At 67.0% G+C, this 21,707-nt stretch carries 17 protein-coding genes; 12 read left to right on the top strand and 5 right to left on the bottom strand.

The genetic code is table 11. From position 1 onward, the window contains the following. Window positions 1-134: 134 nt before the first annotated feature. The 5 genes from DIE08_RS09505 to DIE08_RS09485 all read left to right on the top strand — a co-directional run bounded on the left by DIE08_RS09505 (window position 135) and on the right by DIE08_RS09485 (window position 5,892). Window positions 135-1,622: a sigma-54-dependent Fis family transcriptional regulator gene (locus DIE08_RS09505; RefSeq protein WP_124901727.1), complete on the top strand. Its 1,488-nt coding sequence runs from the start codon at window positions 135-137 to the stop codon at window positions 1,620-1,622. Between the two features lie 66 nt (window positions 1,623-1,688). Further along, complete coding sequence (locus DIE08_RS09500) at window positions 1,689-2,216, top strand: BON domain-containing protein (protein WP_124901726.1); 528 nt, start codon at window positions 1,689-1,691, stop codon at window positions 2,214-2,216. Between the two features lie 61 nt (window positions 2,217-2,277). Next, window positions 2,278-2,562 (top strand): hypothetical protein, encoded by a 285-nt coding sequence (locus DIE08_RS36135; RefSeq protein WP_226115234.1) that lies wholly within the window; start codon window positions 2,278-2,280, stop codon window positions 2,560-2,562. A gap of 103 nt (window positions 2,563-2,665) precedes the next feature. Continuing rightward, window positions 2,666-2,962 (top strand): H-NS family nucleoid-associated regulatory protein, encoded by a 297-nt coding sequence (locus DIE08_RS09490; RefSeq protein ID WP_059467298.1) that lies wholly within the window; start codon window positions 2,666-2,668, stop codon window positions 2,960-2,962. Between the two features lie 572 nt (window positions 2,963-3,534). Then, window positions 3,535-5,892, top strand: a complete 2,358-nt coding sequence (locus DIE08_RS09485; RefSeq protein WP_124901725.1) for a GNAT family N-acetyltransferase — start codon at window positions 3,535-3,537, stop codon at window positions 5,890-5,892. Window positions 5,893-6,575: 683 nt separating this feature from the next. Here the strand turns inward: DIE08_RS09485 and DIE08_RS09480 are convergent. Together DIE08_RS09480 and DIE08_RS09475 are read right to left on the bottom strand one after the other, a co-directional pair. Next, a complete protein-coding gene (locus DIE08_RS09480) occupies window positions 6,576-7,127 on the bottom strand; it encodes a hypothetical protein (protein ID WP_059598926.1) in 552 nt (183 codons plus the stop codon). A gap of 251 nt (window positions 7,128-7,378) precedes the next feature. Then, window positions 7,379-8,200, bottom strand: coding sequence for an IclR family transcriptional regulator (locus tag DIE08_RS09475; protein ID WP_124901805.1), 822 nt, complete (start codon window positions 8,198-8,200; stop codon window positions 7,379-7,381). Between the two features lie 666 nt (window positions 8,201-8,866). Here DIE08_RS09475 and DIE08_RS09465 point away from each other — a divergent pair. Next, window positions 8,867-9,715: an ureidoglycolate lyase gene (locus tag DIE08_RS09465; protein ID WP_124901724.1), complete on the top strand. Its 849-nt coding sequence runs from the start codon at window positions 8,867-8,869 to the stop codon at window positions 9,713-9,715. A 199-nt stretch (window positions 9,716-9,914) separates the two neighbouring features. Here the strand turns inward: DIE08_RS09465 and DIE08_RS09460 are convergent, their stop codons facing one another. Further along, window positions 9,915-10,298 carry a VOC family protein gene (locus DIE08_RS09460; RefSeq protein ID WP_059508454.1) on the bottom strand — a complete coding sequence of 128 codons (384 nt, stop codon included), beginning with the start codon at window positions 10,296-10,298 and terminating at the stop codon, window positions 9,915-9,917. A 99-nt stretch (window positions 10,299-10,397) separates the two neighbouring features. On the opposite strand from DIE08_RS09460, the gene DIE08_RS09455 reads away from it, so the two are divergent. After that, window positions 10,398-11,045 carry an ABATE domain-containing protein gene (locus DIE08_RS09455; protein WP_124901723.1) on the top strand — a complete coding sequence of 216 codons (648 nt, stop codon included), beginning with the start codon at window positions 10,398-10,400 and terminating at the stop codon, window positions 11,043-11,045. Window positions 11,046-11,097: 52 nt separating this feature from the next. Here the strand turns inward: DIE08_RS09455 and prpR are convergent, their stop codons facing one another. Next, complete coding sequence (gene prpR, locus DIE08_RS09450) at window positions 11,098-13,077, bottom strand: propionate catabolism operon regulatory protein PrpR (protein WP_059598929.1); 1,980 nt, start codon at window positions 13,075-13,077, stop codon at window positions 11,098-11,100. Between the two features lie 171 nt (window positions 13,078-13,248). Between prpR and prpB the strand changes: the two genes are divergently transcribed. From prpB to DIE08_RS09430, 5 genes are all read left to right on the top strand, one after another. Beyond that, window positions 13,249-14,142, top strand: a complete 894-nt coding sequence (prpB, locus tag DIE08_RS09445) for a methylisocitrate lyase (protein ID WP_059598930.1) — start codon at window positions 13,249-13,251, stop codon at window positions 14,140-14,142. A 115-nt stretch (window positions 14,143-14,257) separates the two neighbouring features. Further along, entirely contained in the window at window positions 14,258-15,430 is a 1,173-nt protein-coding gene (prpC, locus tag DIE08_RS35585) for a 2-methylcitrate synthase (RefSeq protein WP_185715842.1), read from the top strand. 81 nt (window positions 15,431-15,511) lie between these two features. Then, window positions 15,512-18,106, top strand: a complete 2,595-nt coding sequence (gene acnD / locus DIE08_RS09440; RefSeq protein ID WP_124624464.1) for a Fe/S-dependent 2-methylisocitrate dehydratase AcnD — start codon at window positions 15,512-15,514, stop codon at window positions 18,104-18,106. Window positions 18,107-18,132: 26 nt separating this feature from the next. Further along, window positions 18,133-19,323, top strand: coding sequence for a 2-methylaconitate cis-trans isomerase PrpF (gene prpF, locus DIE08_RS09435; protein ID WP_124624462.1), 1,191 nt, complete (start codon window positions 18,133-18,135; stop codon window positions 19,321-19,323). A 470-nt stretch (window positions 19,324-19,793) separates the two neighbouring features. Next, on the top strand, window positions 19,794-20,846 hold the full coding sequence (locus tag DIE08_RS09430) for a CaiB/BaiF CoA-transferase family protein (protein WP_124901722.1): 1,053 nt from the start codon (window positions 19,794-19,796) through the stop codon (window positions 20,844-20,846). Between the two features lie 274 nt (window positions 20,847-21,120). Here the strand turns inward: DIE08_RS09430 and DIE08_RS09425 are convergent, their stop codons facing one another. After that, window positions 21,121-21,564: a PaaI family thioesterase gene (locus tag DIE08_RS09425; RefSeq protein WP_124901721.1), complete on the bottom strand. Its 444-nt coding sequence runs from the start codon at window positions 21,562-21,564 to the stop codon at window positions 21,121-21,123. Between the last annotated feature and the right edge of the window lie 143 nt (window positions 21,565-21,707).

The raw sequence follows: 21,707 nt of genomic DNA, 5'->3' as shown, positions 1-21,707 counted from the left end.
GATTCGGCCGCCAAGACCGCCCTCTGAATCGGGCAGGGCTTTCCCGGACAAGGCATTCCGGGATGTCTCCGAAATGAGATACTGCGTCTCGTTCCGGAGATATCCGGCCAAGCATACGCGGAGACAACGACACGATGATGAACGACTGGGCCCGCCTGCCCGTCAATTACGGCGATGTGCTGCGGCGCGCCGCCGAGTCGCTGTTTCGGACTTTCGAGGATTCGAGCGCGGGCACGGTGGTCGTCGATCGCGACGCACGCGTCGTGTGGATGAACGAGCGTTATGCGGCGCGCTTCGGGTTCGCCGATCCGCAGCAGGCGGTCGGCCTCGACTGCGAGGCGGTGATTCCGAACAGCCTGATGCGTGAGGTCGTGTCGACCGGACAGCCGATCCTGCTCGACATCATGGAGACGGGCCGCGAGCCGCTCGTCGTCACACGCCTGCCGTTGAAGAACGAGGCGGGCGAGACGGTCGGCGCGATCGGCTTCGCACTGTTCGACCAGTTGAAGACGCTCACGCCGATCTTTTCCCGCTACGCGCAGCTTCAGCAGCAGCTGATCGCGACGCAGCGTTCGCTCGCGCAGGCACGCCGTGCGAAATACACGTTCGCGAGTTTCGTCGGCACGAGCGCCGCAAGCCTCGAAACCAAGCGGCAGGCGCGGCGCGCCGCACAGGTCGATTCGCCGGTGCTGCTGCTCGGCGAGACGGGCACCGGCAAGGAACTGCTCGCGCATGCGATTCACGCGGCGTCGGCGCGCGCGCTCCAGCCGCTCGTGACCGTCAACGTGGCCGCGATTCCCGACACGCTGCTCGAAACCGAATTCTTCGGCGCGGCGCCGGGCGCGTATACCGGTGCCGATCGCAAGGGACGCGTCGGCAAGTTCGAGCTGGCCGATCGCGGCACGCTGTTTCTCGACGAGATCGGCGACATGCCGCTGCCGCTGCAGGGCAAGCTGCTGCGCGTATTGCAGGACAAGGAGTTCGAACCGGTCGGCTCGAACCGGATCGTGCGTGCCGACGTGCGGATCATCGCCGCGACGTCGGCTGACCTGCCCGCGCTGGTCGAGGCCGGCCGTTTTCGCGCGGATCTCTATTACCGGCTCAATGTGCTGACGATTCATGCGCCGCCGTTGCGCGAACGCGCGTCCGACATCGCGGCGCTCGTCTACGCGACGCTCGAGGAGCTGGCCGCGCAGCACGGTCGCGCTGCGCACTGCGAACTGACCGACGATGCGCTGCGGATGCTGTGCGCGTACCCGTGGCCGGGCAACGTACGCGAGCTGCGCAACACGCTCGAGCGTGCGCTGATGCTGTCGGATCGCTCGGTGATCGACGCGGGTGCGCTCGCGCCGTTCCTCGGGCCGGTGCGCGTGGTGCCGGATAGCGTGCCGGCGGGCACGCGGGCTGCTCCGTCGCCGGTCGGCCGGGATGCGGGCGATGCAGCGGGGGCGCCTGGTGCGCCGGTCGTTTCGTATACCGATGCATTGGCCGCGTGGGAGCGTCAGTTTCTGACCGACGCGCTTGCGGCATGCGACGGGAAGGTGGTCGAAGCGGCCGCGCGCATCGGCATTGGCCGGGCGACGCTGTACAAGAAACTGACGGCGCTCGGGATCGCCCGGTAGCAAGCGACGGTGGATGCGCCCGGACATGAGGAACGGCACCGGTGAAGTGCCCGACAGGAGACGACGATGAAGCGAATCGCAATTGCCGGATGGCTGGCCGTACTGGTAGTGACGTCCTCGCTCGCACAGGCGGGTGACGCGGACACACCCGCGGTGCGACGCAACTGGTACAACGATCCGTTCGTCGCACTGTCGCGAGGCTTCGCCGAATGCCCGCTGCCGCTCGGCCCGTGGATGACGCGCGCCGAGATGGAAGACGACGCGCATTACCGCGTCGAGCGCGGGACCACCTGCTGGCTCGCCCACCGCTGCACGAAACCGAATTCGTATATGTATGACGCGCCGATTGCCGAGGCGGCGAAAGCGCATTTCGCGGGCACCGATCGTCTGCAGGGCACGAGCCTGTGGATCACCGTGCAGCGGCGCTTCATCTATGTCGAAGGGTGTGCCGATCCGGCATTCGATCGGCAGGCGCTGGAGCGCGAACTCGGCGCGCTTCCCGACGTCGAGCAGGTGTTCGTTCGCATCACCGACGATCCGCACCGGGCCGTGCCGTACAAGACGCGCGGACGGCCCGACCGGGCGCCTGACTGAACGACTGACGGCGGTGCATGGCATACTCGCGGCATTAAAAAATCGGTTGACGGAAAGAACAATGAAACACATGCTTGCGTCGGTCTGTCGGTGGCCTCGAATGCATTGGCGTCGGGCCGGATTGTTGGCCCTCGTTGCGGGGCTCGGCGGGTGCGGCGGCGGGGCGCCACTGTTCACTTCGGATGGGCGCCCGACCACGCAGGTGCAGTGCACCGGTAGCGACTGGAGCAATTGCACGGACAATGCCCGAGCCATCTGCAACGGTGAATTCGACGTCCTTCAGCAATCGACCGATGACGCAATGCGAAATCTTCTCTTCGCATGCAAGAAGAAAAGCGGTTATTGATCCCGACATGATCGGATAAAGAGACCGTAATCGGGTGAGACGCTTTTCTATTCGCTTGGAGTCGGCTATTTTTCATGAATAACACTCACGGAGTCCCATCCATATGGCGACCTACAGGCAACTGACAGCGCAGCTCGAAAGACTTCAGCAAAAGATCGACAAGGAACGCGAAAAGGCGATTGCCGATGCGATTGCCGCCATTCGGGCAAAAATCGAGGAATTCGACATCACCGCGGAAGAACTCGGTTTTCGACCGATCGGCGCCGCTGCTGCCGCGAAGCCGAAGCGTCCGTTGCCGCCGAAGTACCTGAACCCGAAGACGGGCGAAACGTGGAGTGGTCGCGGGCGGGCGCCGGCATGGCTCGGCAAGAACCGCGCGCGTTTCCTGATCAAGGACTGACTCCCGAAAATCCTCACCTTTCGTGCGCTGACTGACGGTGCGAACGGCCATGCGGCCGTCGCACCGTTTTGTTTTTGGGCAGTCGCAGCAGGACTCGAAACCGCGAGTTGAACACCGATGCCGCGCGATTAACGGATATCGTTTTGCGAATTCGCCGCGATTCGACCGGATATCGCCGTGAATTCCCGTAAACAACCCCGTAATTTCGCGGCATACGCGCGTTGGCATGCTCGATCTTCGCGGTGCAGACGTATCGCCGATTGCGATCACCTCTCGCGTACTTGCACTGCGTGCCCTGCAATTCCCGAACTTGCTCACCATGCCTCCTGTAAATCCTCACCTTTGAAACGGCGACCGGATGGGCGCATCGTGTCGCCTTCGCCCGTTGCGTCGTGCAACGATGTCGGTGATCGGCTCATGTTGCGGGCATTGATGCGCGTCGCACAGTCGGCCGTTTGGCATATAGGCAGCCGCATCGGGTTCGCCTATGCTTGGAGTTCGCGTCGACCGGCGCACGGCCATTCGGCTCGTGTGCCGGTCGGGTCGTTTTTCCATTACCGTGTGGAGCCGATGTGACCGTCCGCCATCTCGATGCGTTGTTCCAGCCCAGGTCCGTTGCGGTCGTCGGTGCATCGTCGCGCGCGGGCAGTATTGGTGCGATGGTGTGGGCGCGCCTGCTCGACGGTGCGTTCGAGGGGCCCGTGTGGCCCGTCAATCCGAAGTATCACGAGCTGAACGGGTACTCGGTCGTGGCCGATGTCGAACGGCTGCCCGCCCCGCCCTCGGTCGCCGTGATCTGCACGCCGCCTGCCACATGGGCCGGCATCGTGCGCAAGCTCGGCGAGATCGGCACGCGTGTCGCGGTGATTGTCGGTGAGGCGCGCACCGACGCCGACCGCGCCGCGCTCGATCGCACGCTCAAGGCCGCGAAGCCGTTCGTGCTCCGTATCGTCGGGCCCGGCAGTCTCGGCGTGCTGTCGCCCGCGCGGCATGCGCATTTCGGCGCGCCAGCCTATACGGTGCGATCGGGTGGCGTCGCCTGGGTGTCGCAATCGAACGCGCTGACGAATGCGGTACTCGGCTGGGCCGATGCACGAGGCCTCGGCTTTTCACATGTCGTCGCGTTGGGTAGCGAGGCCGACGTCGATGCAGGCGATGTGCTCGACTACCTCGCGAGCGATCCCGGCACGCGCGCGATCTTGCTCGAGCTCGACACCGTGTGTGCCGCGCGCAAGTTCATGTCGGCAGCGCGTGCGGCGGCGCGCAACAAACCGGTGCTCGCGCTGCGCACCGGGCGCGCCGATCCCGGTGATGCGCTTTACACGGCGGCGTTCCAGCGTGCGGGGATGGTGCGTGTCGATGCACTCGACGATCTGCTCGACGAGATCGAGACGCTCGGCGTCGGGCGCGTCACCGCGCGCGGCGCGGCCACACTCGTGACGAGCGACGCAGGCGTCGCGAAACTCGCGGTCGATGCGGTCGCGGAGGTGCGCGACGTGCTGGTCGACTGGCCGGCCGAGGCAACGTCGGCGGTCGCGACCGCGCTGCCGCATCTCCGCGGGCCCGGCAATCCGCTGACGCTCGGCGACGATGCGCGCCCCGAGCATTTCGGCGCCGCCATCAAGGCGCTCGCGCCGTTTCCGCAAACGGGCACGCTGTTCGTCGTGCATTCGACGTCCCACAGCGCGCCGGCCGACGCGGTCGCGCGCACGCTGATCGAATCGCGGCAGTACGCGCACCGCGGCATCCTCGCGTGTTTCTTCGGTGCGGTCGACGCGGCGACGCGCGACGCACTGCACGCGAACGGCATTCCGGTGCACACCACACCGCAGCGGCTTGCGCGCGCATACGCACGGCTCGTCGACTACAACCTCGGGCGGCAGTTGCTGATGCAGACGCCCGAGGGCACGCCGCTGCAGCCGGCCGAGTGCGTTGCGTCCGCGCAGGCCGAGGCCAGACGGATGGTCGAGGCCGGCGAGCATGAACTGGCCGGCGAAGCAGCGTTGCGCTGGTTGTCGCACTTCGGCGTGCACGGCGAGCCGGCCGATGCGCCGGTGGGCACCAGAGTCGTCGACGTCACAGTCGACATGTACGACGATTCGAACTTCGGCCCGGTGTTTCGTTATGCCGTGCCGCCGACCGACGGCGTATCGGCGCCTTTCGTCGTGTACGGGCTGCCACCGCTGAATACGGTGCTCGCCCGCGCGGTGATGGAGCGTTCACCCTATGCGCGCCGCACGCCCGTCGAACCCACGCTCGATGCGCTGACGGCGCTGTCGCAAGTTGTTTGCGACGTGCGCGAGGTCGTCGCGATGTCGGTCACGCTGCGCGTGCTGTCCGACCGGGCATACGTGGTCGCGCCGCGCATCACGCTTGCGGCCGGGCGCAGCCGGCTCGCGATCATGCCGTATCCGCGCCATCTCGAGCAGACGCTCGAATGGCGCGGCGAGACCGTGACGATCCGGCCGATCCGTCCGGAAGACGAAGAAGCGCATAACGAGCTGCTTGGCGCGATGACGCCGGACGATCTGCGGATGCGTTTCTTCGGTGCCGTGCGCAGCTTCGATCATTCGCAAGTCGCGCGCATGACTCAGATCGACTACGACCGTGAGATGGCCTTCATCGTGTCGTTCACCGACGCATCGGGCCGGTCGCACACACTCGCGGTGGCGCGCGCGGTTGCCGATCCCGACAACGAGACGGCCGAGTTCGCGATTGCTGTCCGGCCCGATCAGAAGGGCAAGGGGCTCGGGCGGCTGATGATGGCGCGTATCATCGACTACGCGCGATCGCGCGGCACCGCGTGGATGGTCGGCGAGGCGCTGCGCGAGAACACCGCGATGATCTCGCTGGCGAAATCCTGCGGTTTCGAGGTGTCGACGACGGAGGAGCCCGGCGTGGTGGGGTTCAGGATGAAGCTGCAACCGTAATCGCGTGGGCGAGCGTGCCTGAACGTTCGGCGGTGTCGTGCGCGGCCGCTACGGAACGCGCGATGTCGGTGATGCGCAGCCGCGACCGAGCGAACTGGTTGTAGTTCGGGATGCAGATCGTTCGACTCTTTCGCCTCACTGTGCGGATCGGTACGACGCTCGCTTCGCGACCGGCGGGAAAGGGCGATCGCGTCGAGTTACCGCGTCCGCGGCGGGCGGTTGCGTATGCTGGTGACCTCGGCGTATCGCCGGTTCCGGCGCAATATTCGAGCGCACTGACGCCCGCCTTGCGCACCGCCAGCATTGAAAGCGGACCAAAGGTGAGATTTTTCAGGAGCCGAAAGTGAGCTTTTCCGGGAGCAATGGGATGAGTCGATACGGAAGCACCCGATGAGCCTTCGCGGGAGCTGCCGGTGAGCCCTTGCGGGATGCCCCGGTGAGCCTTTCCGGGAAGGGGTGGTGAGCATCTGCGGGATGCGTCGGTGAGGACGTTCGGGAGGGGCTGGTGAGCGTCTCTGGAAACTTCAGGTGAGCTTTTACGGGATGCTCTGGTGAGCGCTTACGGGATGCTTTGGTGAGACTTTTCGGGAGCCCGCGGACGCAGTGCTCCGTCTGGCGCGGCGCGGGTTTCGGCCAGCGTCCGCGCCGGTGCGGGCACGCATGAACCGTGCCCGCGATGGCATTTATGCTGCAAGTTTCGACGCTGCGTCGTTCACCTGGTCACGCGAAATCGCGAGTTCTTCGAGGTGCGCGTCGGCATAAACGCCGCCGGTTTCGCGCTCGAGGCGGGCGATCGTCAGGGCACAACGCGCGGTGTCCTTCGGCATCGCGATGAAGCGCTTGACCGATTCGCCGGACGTAAATGCATCGAACAGCGCGCCGCGCACGTCGTCCGGAAGCGTCTTGGTCCATTGGTACGGCTTGCCGTTGAACGTGATCGACGGCGGCAGCGTGCGCTCCTTCTTGGTGGCCGTGATCAGGCCGTAGGTGCGCGCGGCGTCGCCGATCTGCTCGGGCGAGAAGAGTTCGTCGGGCGTGATGTCGAACTGCTCGATGTAGTTCTCGATCGCGCGCATCGCTTCGGCACGGTCGTCGCGCTTCTTCTGCGCGCGCGCGACGATGTCGCGCAGCTCGTCCGCTTCCTCGGGCGTGATCGTGAAGCTCGCCTGCTTCTGCTGAAGTTCGGAGAAACGCTGGAATTCTTGATCGTTCAGAAGTTTGGCCATGACATCCATCGGATACGACGGCCGCAACAGCCGGCCGTCGTCGTTTTTGAGAGGGCCGCTATTCTAGCGTAGCGCGGCGTCCGCGCATCCGGAAACGGTCTGCCGGATGTCGGTACGAGAGCCCGCGTGGCCGGTACGCGTCGCACACCGCGTGCCGATGTCGAGCCCGCCCGCCTGCCCGATCCGCTGGCCGTGTGACCGAACGACCGCCGCGCCCGAACGGTCTGTCACCTTCAGCGCGGTCGACCGTTCCGCAACGTTCAGCAAGTCTCCGCGCGGTACATCGACAACTGGCCTGCCGTATCGCGCAGTCCCACGACGACCACCTCGACCGACGGCGCCATATGCGCGTCGATCCGGCGCATGTACGGGCAGGTCAGCACCGCGATCGCATGGCCGGCCGGGCCGAGGATCGGCGCGCTCAGGTCGGTCACGCCGTATGCCTGGCGGCTGTCCTGGCGCACGTAACCGGACTGGCGGATGGACTGGCACGCTTGCGCGAGTTCCTGCTCGTTCATCGGGGTTTCGCCCTTGACCTTGCGATGCTCGGCCAGCATGTGCGCACGCTGCTCGGCACCCTGGAACGACAGCATCACGCGCCCCGACGCCGTATCGGCGAGCCCGACGCGCGAGCCGAGCCGCACCGACACACCCCATGGGCCGGGGCCGTCCACCTGCGCAATCACGAGCAGGTTGCCGCGATCGTAGACGGTCAGGTGGCACGACTGTTCCGCCGCGTCGGCAAAGCGCTGCATCAGCGGCAAGGCCTCGGCGATCAGCCGGTTCATTGGCGGATGCCGATGCGCGAGCGCGAACAGTTTCAGGCTGAGCGTGTAACGGTCGCCGCCACTCGAGCGCATCACGTAGCGGCGTGCGACGAGACGCTCGAGCATCCGGTAGATCTCGCTCGCGTTGCGGCCGAGTTCCTTCGTGATTTCGGTGCGGGTGAGTCCTTCCTTCTGTTCCGACAGGAGTTCGAGAATGTCGAGACCCTTGTCGAGCGCGGGCGCGCGATAGCGGTCGGCTGTGCCCATCGACTCCCGTGCGTCGCTGCCGGGGAGCGGGTTATTGGTCGTTTGCATCATGGGGTAGGAAGTCCGGGGATTGCCAATCGGGTGGCGACGCACGCCGGCCGGTTTTGCACGCGAATTCGTGAAGCCGCATGCGGATGTGACTGCCATCCGCGCGAGCTTAACAACAAACGTTCAGTGTGCAATGCAGCGTCTTTTTACCGATCGTTACCCAGCAAGAACGGATTACATATCGTTCCCGATGACAGGTTCATAAGAAATATTCGCAATTCATCTTTTCGTGTCGACGGACGGCGGCTTTCGGCGTAAAGCCGAACGGTTCGGCAGGCCCGATGCTGCGGTGCAACCTCCATGGGCGCACCAATAGTCGGTATCCGTCGCGCGCCATTTCACGGCGGGCCGCCGATGGTACAAAGAGCGGCGGGCCAGCGACGGCGCGGCCGCGCGTGAAGCCGGCCGGCACAGCACAGGCCGGCACGTGTCGCGAATGCCGGGCCGTCGTCGCCGATGCGCAGACCGGCGGCCGCCCGTTCGATGCGCGTCGCACTCCGGTGCGGCGCCGCGATCGCTGCGCCTGCGCGAGCCTCGCGTGTCGATTGGCCTGCCGGATGCGGCGCCGACGCGCGTCATCGACGATCGACATTCAGTCCGGCGAGTGGCCGTCAACGGCTGCGTCGGCCGGTATCCTGTCACATTCGACAACAGAGGTTGAGCACGATGAAACTGCTTCGCTATGGCCCGCCGGGCCAGGAAAAGCCCGGTATTCTGGACGCGGACGGCCGGATTCGCGACCTGTCCGCGCACGTGCCGGATCTTGCTGGCGACGCGCTGTCCGACGCCGCGCTCGCGCGCCTGCGCGCGATCGATCCGGCCACGCTGCCGCTCGTCCCTGGCGAGCCGCGCATTGGCCCGTGCGTCGGGCGCGTCGGCAAGTTCATCGGCATTGGTCTGAATTATGCCGATCACGCGGCCGAAGCCGGCATGCCGGTACCGAAGGAGCCGGTGGTATTCGGCAAATGGACGAGTTCGATCTGCGGCCCGAACGACGGCATCGACATCCCGAAGGGCTCGGTGAAGACGGACTGGGAAGTCGAGCTGGGCGTCGTGATCGGCGCGACGTGCAAGGACGTCGACGAGGCGCGCGCGCTGGATTACGTCGCCGGCTATTGCGTCGTCAACGACGTCTCCGAGCGCGAGTGGCAGATCGAACGCGGCGGCCAGTGGGACAAGGGCAAGGGCTTCGATACGTTCGGCCCGATCGGCCCGTGGCTCGTGACGCGCGACGAGGTGCCCGATCCGCAGCGCCTCGACCTGTGGCTCGAGATCGACGGCCACCGCTACCAGAACGGCAACACGCGCACGATGGTGTTCACCGTCGCGCAACTGATCGCCTACCTGTCGACCTGCATGACGCTGCAACCGGGCGACGTGATCACGACCGGTACGCCGCCGGGCGTCGGGATGGGCATCAAGCCATCGTCGGTGTTCCTGAAGGCCGGCCAGACCGTGCGCCTCGGGGTCGAGGGGCTGGGCGAGCAACGGCAGGTCACGCGCGACGCGCAGTAGGCCAGTGTGCGGCGCGGGCCGGATCGCGGGCGCAATCGACGGCAACCCGGCCGCGCCGTCCGTCCGGCCGCTCGGCCACTGGCGTGATTGCTCGCGGTGGCCGTCGCGAACCGGACATCGATGCAGCAAAGACAAGGGCCCGATTCCGCGCGTTGCGGAATCGGGCCCTTGTCGTTCACCCGTGTCGGTGCGAACCGGATCAGACGACGTTGTCCAGCTCGCAATGGGCTTCGAGCCGATACCCGTCGGGATCGACGACGAACGCCGCGTAATAGCCGGGGCCGTAGTGCTCGCGCTTGCCCGGCCCGCCATTGTCCTGTCCGCCGTGCTGCAGCGCGGCGCGATAGAACGCGTCGACTTCCACGGGCGACGAGGCGCGAAACGACACGTGCAACCCTGAGTCGGGATCGGCGACGACCGGACGCGCCGCGTGCTGCAACCACAGCACCGGTTCGCTGGTGCCGTAGCCGAGGGATCCGTCGTCGCTGTACAGCCGCTTGTAGCCGAGCGCGCCGAGCGTGTTGTCGTAGAACGCGCGGCTGCGGTCGATGTGGGCAACGCCGAACGAAAGGTGATCGATCATCTGTGGCTCCTTGAACTGAAGGGGGACGTCAGTGCAGCAAACCTTCTTTAACCACCATGCTGGTTATGTTAGAAAGCGTCCGGCCGCTTGTCAACCGGCATGGTGGTTAGATACGATCGCGTCATGAGCAAAACGCAACCTTCCGTCGCGACGGACTGCCTGGTTCCGGCACCGTCCGAAACGCTGAGCATCGATTTCGCGAACACGCTGTACTGGCGCGGCGCGGACGCGCCGACCGAAACCTTCGGCACGCTGGATGACCTGTTCACATGGTGCCGCGAGCAGGCGGGCATGCCGGCCGGCCTGGCCGACGTGTGTCGTGGACAAGTGAAGGAGAAGGAGAGCGAGCCGGCGATGCTGGCGAGCGCGCTCGCGTTACGCGAGGCGCTGTATCGGCTCTTTCACGCGCAGGCCGAGCGGCGCGAGCCGCAAGCCGACGATCTCGCGCTGCTGGGCGGTTTTCTGGCGGAAGCGGCGCCGCGCGTCGCGCTCGCGCGAATCGACGGCGGCTACGCGTGGCGGATCGGGGCAGCGGACGCGACGCTCGCGAGGTTGCTGAGCCCGGTGCTGTGGTCGGCGACGGACCTGCTGGGCGGCGCGCGGCTCGCGAAGGTCAAGCGCTGCGCGAACGACGCATGCCAGTGGCTGTTCATCGACGACAGCAAGAACGGCAGCCGTCGCTGGTGCTCGATGTCTTCGTGCGGGAATCGCGCGAAGGCTTACCGCCACTATCACAAGGCCGATTGACGGCGGCGCGCGTCCGGCGCGTCATTACCTGCCGCACCTGTCTCGCCCGAACCTATTTCGCCGACAACTTCCGCCACAGCGTCGTCTTGCTGATGCCGAGCATCGCGCACGCGCGATCGCGATCGCCGCCGCACGCGTCGAGCACCGCGCGGATCTCGTCGGCTTCGGCGCGGCGGCGGCGCGCGTGGAGTGTCTGCGCGTCGTCGGTGTCGGTCGAGTCCGGCGGCGCGGCGAACAACTCGGGCGCGATCGCCTGCAGCGCATCGGGGGTGAGCGCCGCGCATGAGGCGCCCGGATGCGCGTCGACTTCCTCGGCCAGTTCCACCGCGATCCGCTCGACCACGTTCTGCAGTTCCCGCACGTTGCCGGGCCATCGGTAGCGAGCGAGCGTCGCCTGCGTCGCGTCGAGCACGCGCACCGCATCGCCGACCTCGCGCACGCGTTCGGCCAGCCGCGGCTCGCGCCGCGCGGCCTGCACGAGCAGCGTGGCCGCGAGCGCCGGAATGTCGGTGGCGCGCTCGCGCAGCGGCGGCAGGCCAATGTTCAGGATGTTGAGCCGGTAATACAGGTCCGCGCGGAACGTGCCGTCCTCGACGGCCGCGAGCAGCGGGCGGTGCGTCGCGGCGATCACGCGCACGTCGATGCGGATCGGCTCGGTCGAGCCGAGGCGGATCACCTCGCGCTCCTGCAGCACGCGCAGCAGCCGGCTCTGCAGCGACGGCGGCATTTCGCCGATCTCGTCGAGAAACAGCGTGCCGCGGTGCGCGGCTTCGAACAGGCCGGTCTTGCCGCCGCGCCGCGCGCCGGTGAACGCGCCTTCCTCGTAACCGAACAGCTCGCTCTCGAGCAGCGCCTCCGGAAACGCGCCGCAGTTGATCGCGACGAACGGATAGCTGTGCCGCACGGACAGCGCGTGCAGGCTCTGCGCGATCATCTCCTTGCCGGTGCCGCTTTCGCCGAGCACGAGGACGGTCGCGTCGGATTTCGCGTATCGCCGCACGAGATCGCGCACGCGCGCCATCGGCGCGGACGCGCCGATCACGTCGTCGAGCGTGTAGCGCGCCGCGAACTGCTGCGTGTTCGGCTGCGAACGCAGCGCGCGGTCGAGCCGTTCGACCGCGCGCGATTCCTGGAACGTCAGCACGCTGCCCGACGTCACGCCGCGATCGACGAGCGGCCCGCGATGCACGACGTAGCGCACGCCGCGCACGGTCGCAAGCGCGTCGCCGTCCTCGCCGCGCAGTGTGCGCAACTCCGGGCGCAGGTCGACCAGCGCGCGGCCGACGGCCGCCGCGGGTTCGACCCCGAGCGCCGACGCGAGCCGTTCGTTGATGGCTTCGACGCGACCGCGCGCATCGAGCGCGACCACGCCATCGCGCAGATGCTGCAACAGGTTGTCGAGCCGCTGGCGGCGAAACGCCTCGGCGTGCGTCGCGTACGCGACTTCGAGCGCCGTCTCGACCGCCTGGCGCACCGACGCGTGCGAATACAGGAACACGGCGCCCATGCCGGCGCTCGCCGCGAGATCGGTGACGAGGCCGGGGCCGACGATCGTCTCGATGCCGCGGTCGTGCAGGTCGTGCACGCAGGCTTCCGCTTCCTGCGCGGACTGATATGACGCAAACTGCACGTCGAGGCCGTAAGCGGCGACGAAGCGACGCACTTCGGGCGGCGTCTCGCCGGCGCTGACGAGCGCGATCCGCGTGGCATCGCGCCGTGCGCGCGCGAGCGCCTGCATCACGTCGAAGCCGGTCGGCGACACGACCACGACCGGCACCTGCGCACGCGTTTTCAGGAAGCCGCCGTTCGAGCCGGCCGCGACGATCACGTCGGGCCGCGCGGTGCCGGCCTCCGCGATCGCGCTCAATGCATCTTCGTACGCGCGCGTGACGATGCGCACGTCGGCACGTTCGTCGAATTCGCCGGCGATCTCGCGAAACAGGTCGCGCAGGCGGCTGATGCCCATCGCCCAGATGCGCGGGCGAACGGTGCGGTCGGCCGGGCCGACGGGCTTGGTCGAGGAGAGGTCCATGGCGACCGATTATGCGCGCGGGATTTCATTTCTGAAACATGAAATTGCCGAATTGAAATCACCGGACGATTCATCGCACGTTCCGGTTGCTTAAGAATCAGTGGGTTAGCGGTGTTTCGCGAGCTGGCCCGGTCCTTGCTGTTTGATGGGCATTCCTTCAGGAGGCCGTTCATGAGCAACACGCATCTTCAGAGCGCCGGCGCGAAATTCCGCGCGGCAGTCGCGGCCGAGCAGCCGCTGCAGGTGGTCGGCGCGATTACCGCGTATGCAGCCAAGATGGCGCAGGCCGTCGGCTTCAAGGCCGTCTACCTGTCGGGTGGCGGCGTCGCCGCGAATTCGCTCGGCATCCCCGATCTCGGCATCAGCACGATGGAAGACGTGCTGATCGACGCGAACCGGATCACCAACGCGACCGACCTGCCGCTGCTGGTCGACATCGACACGGGCTGGGGCGGCGCGTTCAACATCGCGCGCACGGTCCGTTCGTTCATCAAGGCCGGCGTCGCGGCCGTCCACCTCGAGGACCAGGTCGGCCAGAAGCGCTGCGGCCACCGTCCGGGCAAGGAAGTCGTGCCGACCGACGAAATGGTCGATCGCGTGAAGGCCGCGGTCGATGCGCGCACCGACGACCAGTTCGTGATCATGGCCCGCACCGACGCGGCCGCCGCCGAAGGGATCGACGCCGCGATCGAGCGCGCGATCGCATACGTGGAAGCCGGCGCCGACATGATCTTCCCGGAAGCGATGAAGACGCTCGACGACTACCGCCGCTTCAAGGCCGCCGTGAAGGTGCCGATCCTCGCGAACCTGACCGAATTCGGCTCGACGCCGCTGTTCACGCTCGACGAGTTGCGCGAGGCGAACGTCGACATCGCGCTGTACTGCTGCGGCGCCTATCGCGCGATGAACAAGGCCGCGCTGAATTTCTACGAGACGTTGCGTCGCGACGGCACGCAGAAGGCTGCGGTGCCGACCATGCAGACCCGCGCCGAGCTGTACGACTTCCTCGGCTATCACGAATACGAGCGCAAGCTCGACGAACTGTTCGCGCAGGGCAAGAAGTAACGCGGCCCGCGCGCCGGGACACGGTTCCCGGAATGCTTTGCATGAAGCCGGAACGCGCGCACCCGCGCCGCGCCCGGCCGACATGACACCCCGATACCCATTGGAGAATCGAAACATGAGCGAGACGAAAGACGCAGCAGCACCGGCCGCCGCAGGCGCATTCAAGCCGAAGAAGTCGGTGGCGCTGTCGGGCGTGACGGCCGGCAACACGGCGCTGTGCACGGTCGGCAAGACCGGCAACGACCTTCACTACCGCGGCTACGACATTCTCGACGTCGCCGAATCGTGCGAGTTCGAGGAAATCGCGCACCTGCTCGTGCACGGCACGCTGCCGAACCTGACCGAACTGGCCGCGTACAAGACCAAGCTGCGCGCGCTGCGCGGCCTGCCGAACGCGCTGAAGGCCGCGCTCGAGCAGATCCCGGCATCGGCCCACCCGATGGACGTGATGCGCACCGGCGTGTCGGTGCTCGGCACCGTGCTGCCCGAGAAGGACGATCACAACCTGCCGGGCGCGCGCGACATCGCCGACCGCCTGATGGCGTCGCTCGGCTCGATGCTGCTGTACTGGTATCACTTCTCGCACAACGGCAAGCGCATCGAGACGGAAACCGACGACGACTCGATCGGCGGCCACTTCCTGCACCTGCTGCACGGCAAGACGCCGTCGAAGTCGTGGGTCGAAGCGATGCACACGTCGCTGATCCTGTACGCGGAGCACGAGTTCAACGCATCGACGTTCACCGGCCGCGTGATCGCGGGCACGGGCTCGGACATCTATTCGGCGATCACCGGCGCGATCGGTGCGCTGCGCGGGCCGAAGCATGGCGGCGCGAACGAAGTCGCGTATGAAATCCAGAGCCGCTACAGCTCGCCGGACGACGCCGAAGCCGATATCCGCCGCCGCGTCGAGAACAAGGAAGTCGTGATCGGCTTCGGCCATCCGGTCTACACGATCTCCGATCCGCGCAACAAGGTGATCAAGGGCGTCGCGCACAAGCTGTCGAAGGAAGCGGGCGACCTGAAGCTGTACGGCATCGCCGAGCGCCTCGAGTCGGTGATGTGGGAAGCGAAGAAGATGTTCCCGAACCTCGACTGGTTCAGCGCCGTGTCGTATCACATGATGGGCGTGCCGACCGCGATGTTCACGCCGCTGTTCGTGATCTCGCGCACGTCCGGCTGGAGCGCGCACATCATCGAGCAGCGCATCGACAATAAGATCATCCGCCCGAGCGCGAACTACACGGGCCCGGAAGACCTGCAGTTCGTGCCGATCGAGAAGCGCTGACACTCCCGCAGCGCGCGCCGGCCTCCGCAGCGCGGCCGGCCGGCGCGCGCTGAACGCTCTACCCAGGTATCCCCCCACATCATGAATACCGCCTACCGCAAACCCCTGCCCGGCACGTCGCTGGACTTCTTCGACGCGCGTGCCGCGGTCGAAGCGATCGCCCCCGGCGCGTACGATACGCTGCCGTACACGTCGCGCGTGCTCGCCGAGAACCTCGTGCGCCGCTGCGATCCGGCAATCCTCGCCGATTCGCTGAAGCAGATCATCGAGCGCAAGCGCGAACGCGACTTCCCGTGGTTCCCGGCGCGCGTGGTGTGCCACGACATCCTCGGCCAGACGGCCCTCGTCGACCTCGCGGGCCTGCGCGACGCGATCGCCGAGCGCGGCGGCGACCCGGCGAAGGTGAACCCGGTCGTGCCCGTGCAGCTGATCGTCGACCACTCGCTCGCCGTCGAGTGCGGCGGCTTCGATCCGGACGCGTTCGCGAAGAACCGCGCGATCGAGGATCGCCGCAACGAGGATCGTTTCCACTTCATCGAATGGACCAAGCAGTCGTTCGAGAACGTCGACGTGATCCCGCCGGGCAACGGCATCATGCACCAGATCAACCTGGAGAAGATGTCGCCGGTGATCCAGGCGCAGGATGGCGTGGCGTATCCGGACACCTGCGTCGGCACCGACAGCCACACGCCGCACGTCGACGCGCTCGGCGTGATCGCGATCGGCGTGGGCGGGCTGGAGGCAGAGAACGTGATGCTCGGCCGCGCATCGTGGATGCGCCTGCCCGACATCGTCGGCGTCGAACTGACCGGCAAGCGCCAGCCCGGCATCACCGCGACCGACATCGTGCTCGCGCTGACCGAATTCCTGCGCAAGGAAAAGGTGGTCGGCGCGTACCTGGAATTCCGCGGTGCGGGCGCGGCGAGCCTCACGCTCGGCGACCGCGCGACGATCTCGAACATGGCGCCCGAATACGGCGCGACGGCCGCGATGTTCTTCATCGACGGCCAGACGACCGACTATCTGCGCCTTACCGGCCGCAGCGACGAGCAGGTCAAGCTCGTCGAGACCTACGCGAAGGCAGCGGGCCTGTGGGCCGACACGCTGAACGGCGCGCAGTACGAGCGCACGCTGACGTTCGACCTGTCGAGCGTGGTGCGCAACATGGCCGGCCCGTCGAACCCGCACAAGCGGCTGCCGACATCCGACCTCGCCGCGCGCGGCATCGCCGGCCAGTGGGAAGAGAAGCCGGGCGAGATGCCCGACGGCGCGGTGATCATCGCCGCGATCACGAGCTGCACGAACACCAGCAACCCGCGCAACGTGATCGCCGCGGCCCTGCTCGCACGCAACGCGAACGCGAAGGGCCTCACGCGCAAGCCGTGGGTGAAGAGCTCGCTCGCGCCGGGCTCGAAGGCGGTCGAGCTGTATCTGGAAGAAGCGAACCTGCTGCCGGAACTCGAGAAGCTCGGCTTCGGCATCGTCGCGTTCGCGTGCACGACCTGCAACGGGATGTCGGGCGCGCTCGATCCGAAGATCCAGCAGGAGATCGTCGATCGCGACCTGTACGCGACGGCCGTGCTGTCCGGCAACCGCAACTTCGACGGCCGCATCCATCCGTATGCGAAGCAGGCGTTTCTCGCGTCGCCGCCGCTCGTCGTCGCGTATGCCATCGCCGGCACGATTCGCTTCGACATCGAGAAGGACGCGCTCGGCCACGATCAGGACGGCAAGCCCGTCACGCTGAAGGACATCTGGCCGACCGACGAGGAGATCGACGCGATCGTCGCATCGAGCGTGAAGCCCGAGCAGTTCCGCAAGGTCTACGAACCGATGTTCGCGCGCAGCGCGGATGCGGGCGAGCGTGCGGCGCCGCTGTACGACTGGCGTCCGCAAAGCACGTACATCCGCCGTCCGCCGTACTGGGAAGGCGCGCTGGCCGGCGAGCGCACGCTCAAGGGCATGCGCCCGCTCGCGGTGCTCGGCGACAACATCACGACCGACCACCTGTCGCCGTCGAACGCGATCATGGCGAACAGCGCGGCCGGCGAATACCTCGCGAAGATGGGCCTGCCGGAAGAAGACTTCAACTCGTACGCGACGCACCGGGGAGACCACCTGACCGCACAGCGCGCGACCTTCGCGAATCCGACGCTCGTCAACGAGATGGCGGTCGTCGACGGCGTGGTGAAGAAGGGCTCGCTCGCGCGCGTCGAGCCCGAGGGCAAGGTCATGCGGATGTGGGAAGCGATCGAGACGTACATGAATCGCAAGCAGCCGCTGATCGTCGTCGCCGGCGCCGACTACGGCCAGGGCTCGTCGCGCGACTGGGCCGCGAAGGGTGTGCGGCTCGCGGGCGTCGAGGCGATCGTCGCCGAAGGGTTCGAGCGGATCCACCGCACGAACCTGATCGGGATGGGCGTGTTGCCGCTCGAGTTCAAGCCGGGCACGAACCGCGCGACGCTCGGCATCGACGGCACCGAGACCTTCGACGTGATCGGCGAGCGCACGCCGCGCGCCGATCTCACGCTCGTGATTCACCGCAAGAACGGCGAGCGCATCGCGGTGCCGGTGACGTGCCGGCTCGATACGGCCGAGGAAGTGTCGATCTACGACGCGGGCGGCGTGCTGCAGCGTTTCGCGCAGGACTTCCTCGAATCGTCGCAGGCTGCCTGACCGGGTCACACAGGGACAACGCAAACATGGCTCACATTCCTCAAATCAGGATTCCGGCGACGTACATCCGCGGCGGCACCAGCAAGGGCGTGTTCTTCCGGCTTCAGGATCTGCCGGACGCCGCGCAGGCGCCGGGCGCCGCACGCGACGCGCTGCTGCTGCGCGTGATCGGCAGCCCCGATCCGTACGGCAAGCAGATCGACGGGATGGGTGGCGCGACGTCGTCGACCAGCAAGACGGTGATCGTGTCGAAGAGCACGCGGCCCGGTCACGACGTCGACTACCTGTTCGGGCAGGTCTCGATCGACCGCGCGTTCGTCGACTGGACCGGCAACTGCGGCAACCTGTCGGCGGCCGTCGGCCCGTTCGCGATCAGCGGTGGCCTCGTCGATGCGTCGCGCGTGCCGCGCGACGGCATCGCGACCGTGCGTATCTGGCAGGCGAACATCGGCAAGACGATCGTCGCGCACGTACCGATCACGAACGGCGCGGTGCAGGAGACGGGCGATTTCGAGCTGGACGGCGTCACGTTTCCGGCCGCCGAAGTGCAGCTCGAGTTCATGGACCCGGCCGCCGAGGAAGAAGGCTCGGGCGGCTCGATGTTCCCGACCGGCAACCTCGTCGACGACCTCGTCGTGCCGGGCATCGGCACGCTGAAGGCGACCATGATCAACGCGGGGATTCCGACCATCTTCGTCGAGGCCGAGGCGATCGGCTATACGGGCACGGAGTTGCAGGACGCGATCAACGGCGACGCGAAGGCGCTCGAGAAGTTCGAGACGATCCGCGCGCATGGCGCGCTGCGCATGGGCCTGATCGACACGCTCGACGAGATCGCGACGCGTCAGCACACGCCCAAGGTCGCGTTCGTCGCGAAGCCGGCCGATTACGTCGCGTCGAGCGGCAAGCGCGTGAATGCGGGCGACGTCGACCTGCTGGTGCGGGCGATGTCGATGGGCAAGCTGCACCACGCGATGATGGGCACGGCGGCGGTCGCGATCGGCACGGCCGCGGCGATTCCCGGCACGCTCGTCAACCTGGCGGCGGGCGGCGGTGAACGCAACGCGGTGCGCTTCGGCCATCCATCGGGCACGCTGCGCGTCGGCGCGGAAGCCCGGCTCGAAAATGGCGAATGGACCGTCACGAAGGCGATCATGAGCCGCAGCGCGCGCGTGCTGATGGAAGGCTGGGTGCGGGTGCCGGGGGATGCGTTCTGAGCGTGTCGCGGTTCGCGCGTGCAACCCTGCAGTGCTGAAACGGACCGATCCCTGCGAAGCGGACCTGCTGCGCAGGGATTTTTCGTTTGGCGCGCGTGTGATGACGGCAATTCGCGACGCAACGCGTCGCATCGGTGACCGTGCCGGTGCGTTGAAGCGCATTGCGGTCATGATGCACGGGGGGGCGCGCTGGCTTGAGTCATCGCGGATCGACCGCAACGGATGGGGCCGGCGTAGGCGCTAAAGCACTAACGCTGGTCGACCGCGAAGCATGGGACCAGCGTAAGTGTCAAAGCACGAACGCTGGTCGACCGCGAAGCATGGGACCAGCGTAAGTGTTAAAGCACGAACGCTGGTCGACCGCGAAGCATGGGACCAGCGTAAGTGCTAAAGCACTAACGCGGGTCGACCGCGAAGCATGGGACCAGCGTAAGCGCTAAAGCGCTAACGCTGGTCGACAGGAGAATCGTATGTCGCTTGGTGTCCCGCTTTCCGGCGTCCACATCGTCGAATTCGAAGGCCTCGGCCCCGGCCCGCTCGCGGGCTGGATGCTCGCCGGGATGGGGGCGCGCGTCACGCTGATCGCGCGTCCCGCGGGCCGCACCAGCGCGCCGGACGCGCTGCAGGGCCGCGACGGCGACCTGCTGCGCGAAGGCAAGACGATCGTCGAACTCGATCTGAAGACGCCGGCCGGCCGCGACGCGGCGCTCGCGCTGATCGCGCAGGCCGACGCGCTGATCGAGGGGCTGCGGCCCGGTGTGATGGAGCGCCTCGGTCTCGGCCCGGACGATTGCGCACGCGACAATCCGAAGCTCGTGTACGGACGGATGACGGGCTGGGGCCAGGACGGACCGCTCGCGACGGCCGCCGGGCACGACCTGAACTACGTCGCGCTGACGGGGCTGCTGTCGCTGTCCGCGCCGCGCGACGGCCGGCCGGGCGTGCCGCCGACCGTCGTCGGCGATGCTGGCGGCGCGCTCGGGCTCGCATTCGGGATCATCTGCGCGCTGTTCGACGTGCGCGGCGGCGGCCCGGGGCGCGTGGTCGACGGCGCGATCGTCGACATCGTGTCAATGCTCGGCTCGCTCGCGCTGTGGGCGCGCGCGAACGGGCAGCTCGATGGCACGCAGCCGAGCCTCTTCCACGATGCGCCGTTTTACGACGTGTATCGCTGCGCGGACGGCGAATGCGTGACGATCGGTGCGCTGGAGCCGCCGTTCTACGCGCTGCTGGTCGAGCGGCTCGGGTTGACCGACGTCGATCCGGCGTCGCAGTACGATCGCGCACGCTGGCCGGCGCTGAAGGCGCGTTTTGCCGACGTGTTCGCGCAGCAGCCGTCAGCGCACTGGCGCGCGCTGCTCGAAGGCACCGACGTGTGTTTCGCGCCGGTGCTGAGCGTGGCCGACGCGGTTGAGCATCCGCACAATGCGGCGCGCGGGATTTACCGCACCGACGCGAGCGGTAACGTTCGGGTGCGCGTGGCGCCGCGGTTTCTGCCGTTGAAAGCGGACACCGCGGAATAGGTCGGCCGAAGCGTCGATCCGCGGATTCGGTTCGACACGACCCGTTCGAATCCCGGCTTGCCGGGCGGATCGAGCGGAAGTGATCGTGCTGGACGTCGCAGTCGGTCGCCGTGATCGCGACGCCGTCTATCGCTGCCGCGATGAAGCGATGGAACCGGACGGTGCGCTTCGCGCGTGCTGCGGCTGGTGGTTGCGATGTCGCATCACAGGCACGGGGCGCGATCGTCAGGACGACGCCGGCAGGTAATCCGATGGCCTTTGCGTCCGCGACAATTCACGCCGTTTCCGCCGGCGCATCCGGCATCTTGCCGTCGCCGACGCGATTGATCGTGCCTTGCGCGATCGCGACGAGCCGCTCGTGATCGCCGTCGATGACGAACACATGACACTGGCAGGTCGCCTGGTGCCGTCCCGCGTAGACGACCTTCGCGCGCGCGACGAGCGTGCCGTTCACGGCGGGCCGGAGGTAGTTGATTTTGTATTCGGCGGTGATGACGCGCGGGCCGAGCACGAGCGCACCTGCGAACGTCAGCGCGTTGTCGGCGAGGTAGCCGATCACGCCGCCGTGCACGAAGCCGTGCTGCTGCCGCAGCTCTTCCCGCACGGGCAGGCACAGCGACACCTCGTTGTCGCCGATATGCATCAGCTCCGTGCCCAGCAGCATGCTGAACGGTTGCGCGCGCAATGCGCCGCGCGCGTGGTCCGTGATGTCCGTCATCGACTGCCCTCGCAATGCGTGTCCGCTTGCGCTGAACTCTAGGAAGGGGGCTGCGGATAAGCAAGGAAATTCGTCCGCATTTCGCACAATGGCCGGCGCGATGCGACGCGATTATTGCGTCGAACGCGCACATTGTTCTCGTT

Source organism: Burkholderia sp. Bp9004 (genome assembly GCF_003858025.1).
In the GTDB taxonomy this organism is placed as follows: Bacteria; Pseudomonadota; Gammaproteobacteria; order Burkholderiales; family Burkholderiaceae; genus Burkholderia; species Burkholderia diffusa.
This window is presented reverse-complemented; position numbering and strand designations above follow the sequence as displayed.

Bases quoted from the DNA above. Each gene is read 5' to 3' on its own strand.
- DIE08_RS09460 (WP_059508454.1), bottom strand. From the start codon at position 10,298: ATGATCGATCACCTTTCGTTCGGCGTTGCCCACATCGACCGCAGCCGC.
- DIE08_RS09475 (WP_124901805.1), bottom strand. From the start codon at position 8,200: ATGCAAACGACCAATAACCCGCTCCCCGGCAGCGACGCACGGGAGTCG.
- DIE08_RS09505 (WP_124901727.1), top strand. From the start codon at position 135: ATGATGAACGACTGGGCCCGCCTGCCCGTCAATTACGGCGATGTGCTG.
- prpB (WP_059598930.1), top strand. From the start codon at position 13,249: ATGAGCAACACGCATCTTCAGAGCGCCGGCGCGAAATTCCGCGCGGCA.
- prpR (WP_059598929.1), bottom strand. From the start codon at position 13,077: ATGGACCTCTCCTCGACCAAGCCCGTCGGCCCGGCCGACCGCACCGTT.
- DIE08_RS09490 (WP_059467298.1), top strand. From the start codon at position 2,666: ATGGCGACCTACAGGCAACTGACAGCGCAGCTCGAAAGACTTCAGCAA.
- DIE08_RS09455 (WP_124901723.1), top strand. From the start codon at position 10,398: ATGGTGGTTAGATACGATCGCGTCATGAGCAAAACGCAACCTTCCGTC.
- acnD (WP_124624464.1), top strand. From the start codon at position 15,512: ATGAATACCGCCTACCGCAAACCCCTGCCCGGCACGTCGCTGGACTTC.
- DIE08_RS09430 (WP_124901722.1), top strand. From the start codon at position 19,794: ATGTCGCTTGGTGTCCCGCTTTCCGGCGTCCACATCGTCGAATTCGAA.
- prpC (WP_185715842.1), top strand. From the start codon at position 14,258: ATGAGCGAGACGAAAGACGCAGCAGCACCGGCCGCCGCAGGCGCATTC.
- DIE08_RS36135 (WP_226115234.1), top strand. From the start codon at position 2,278: ATGAAACACATGCTTGCGTCGGTCTGTCGGTGGCCTCGAATGCATTGG.
- prpF (WP_124624462.1), top strand. From the start codon at position 18,133: ATGGCTCACATTCCTCAAATCAGGATTCCGGCGACGTACATCCGCGGC.
- DIE08_RS09500 (WP_124901726.1), top strand. From the start codon at position 1,689: ATGAAGCGAATCGCAATTGCCGGATGGCTGGCCGTACTGGTAGTGACG.
- DIE08_RS09425 (WP_124901721.1), bottom strand. From the start codon at position 21,564: ATGACGGACATCACGGACCACGCGCGCGGCGCATTGCGCGCGCAACCG.
- DIE08_RS09465 (WP_124901724.1), top strand. From the start codon at position 8,867: ATGAAACTGCTTCGCTATGGCCCGCCGGGCCAGGAAAAGCCCGGTATT.
- DIE08_RS09480 (WP_059598926.1), bottom strand. From the start codon at position 7,127: ATGGATGTCATGGCCAAACTTCTGAACGATCAAGAATTCCAGCGTTTC.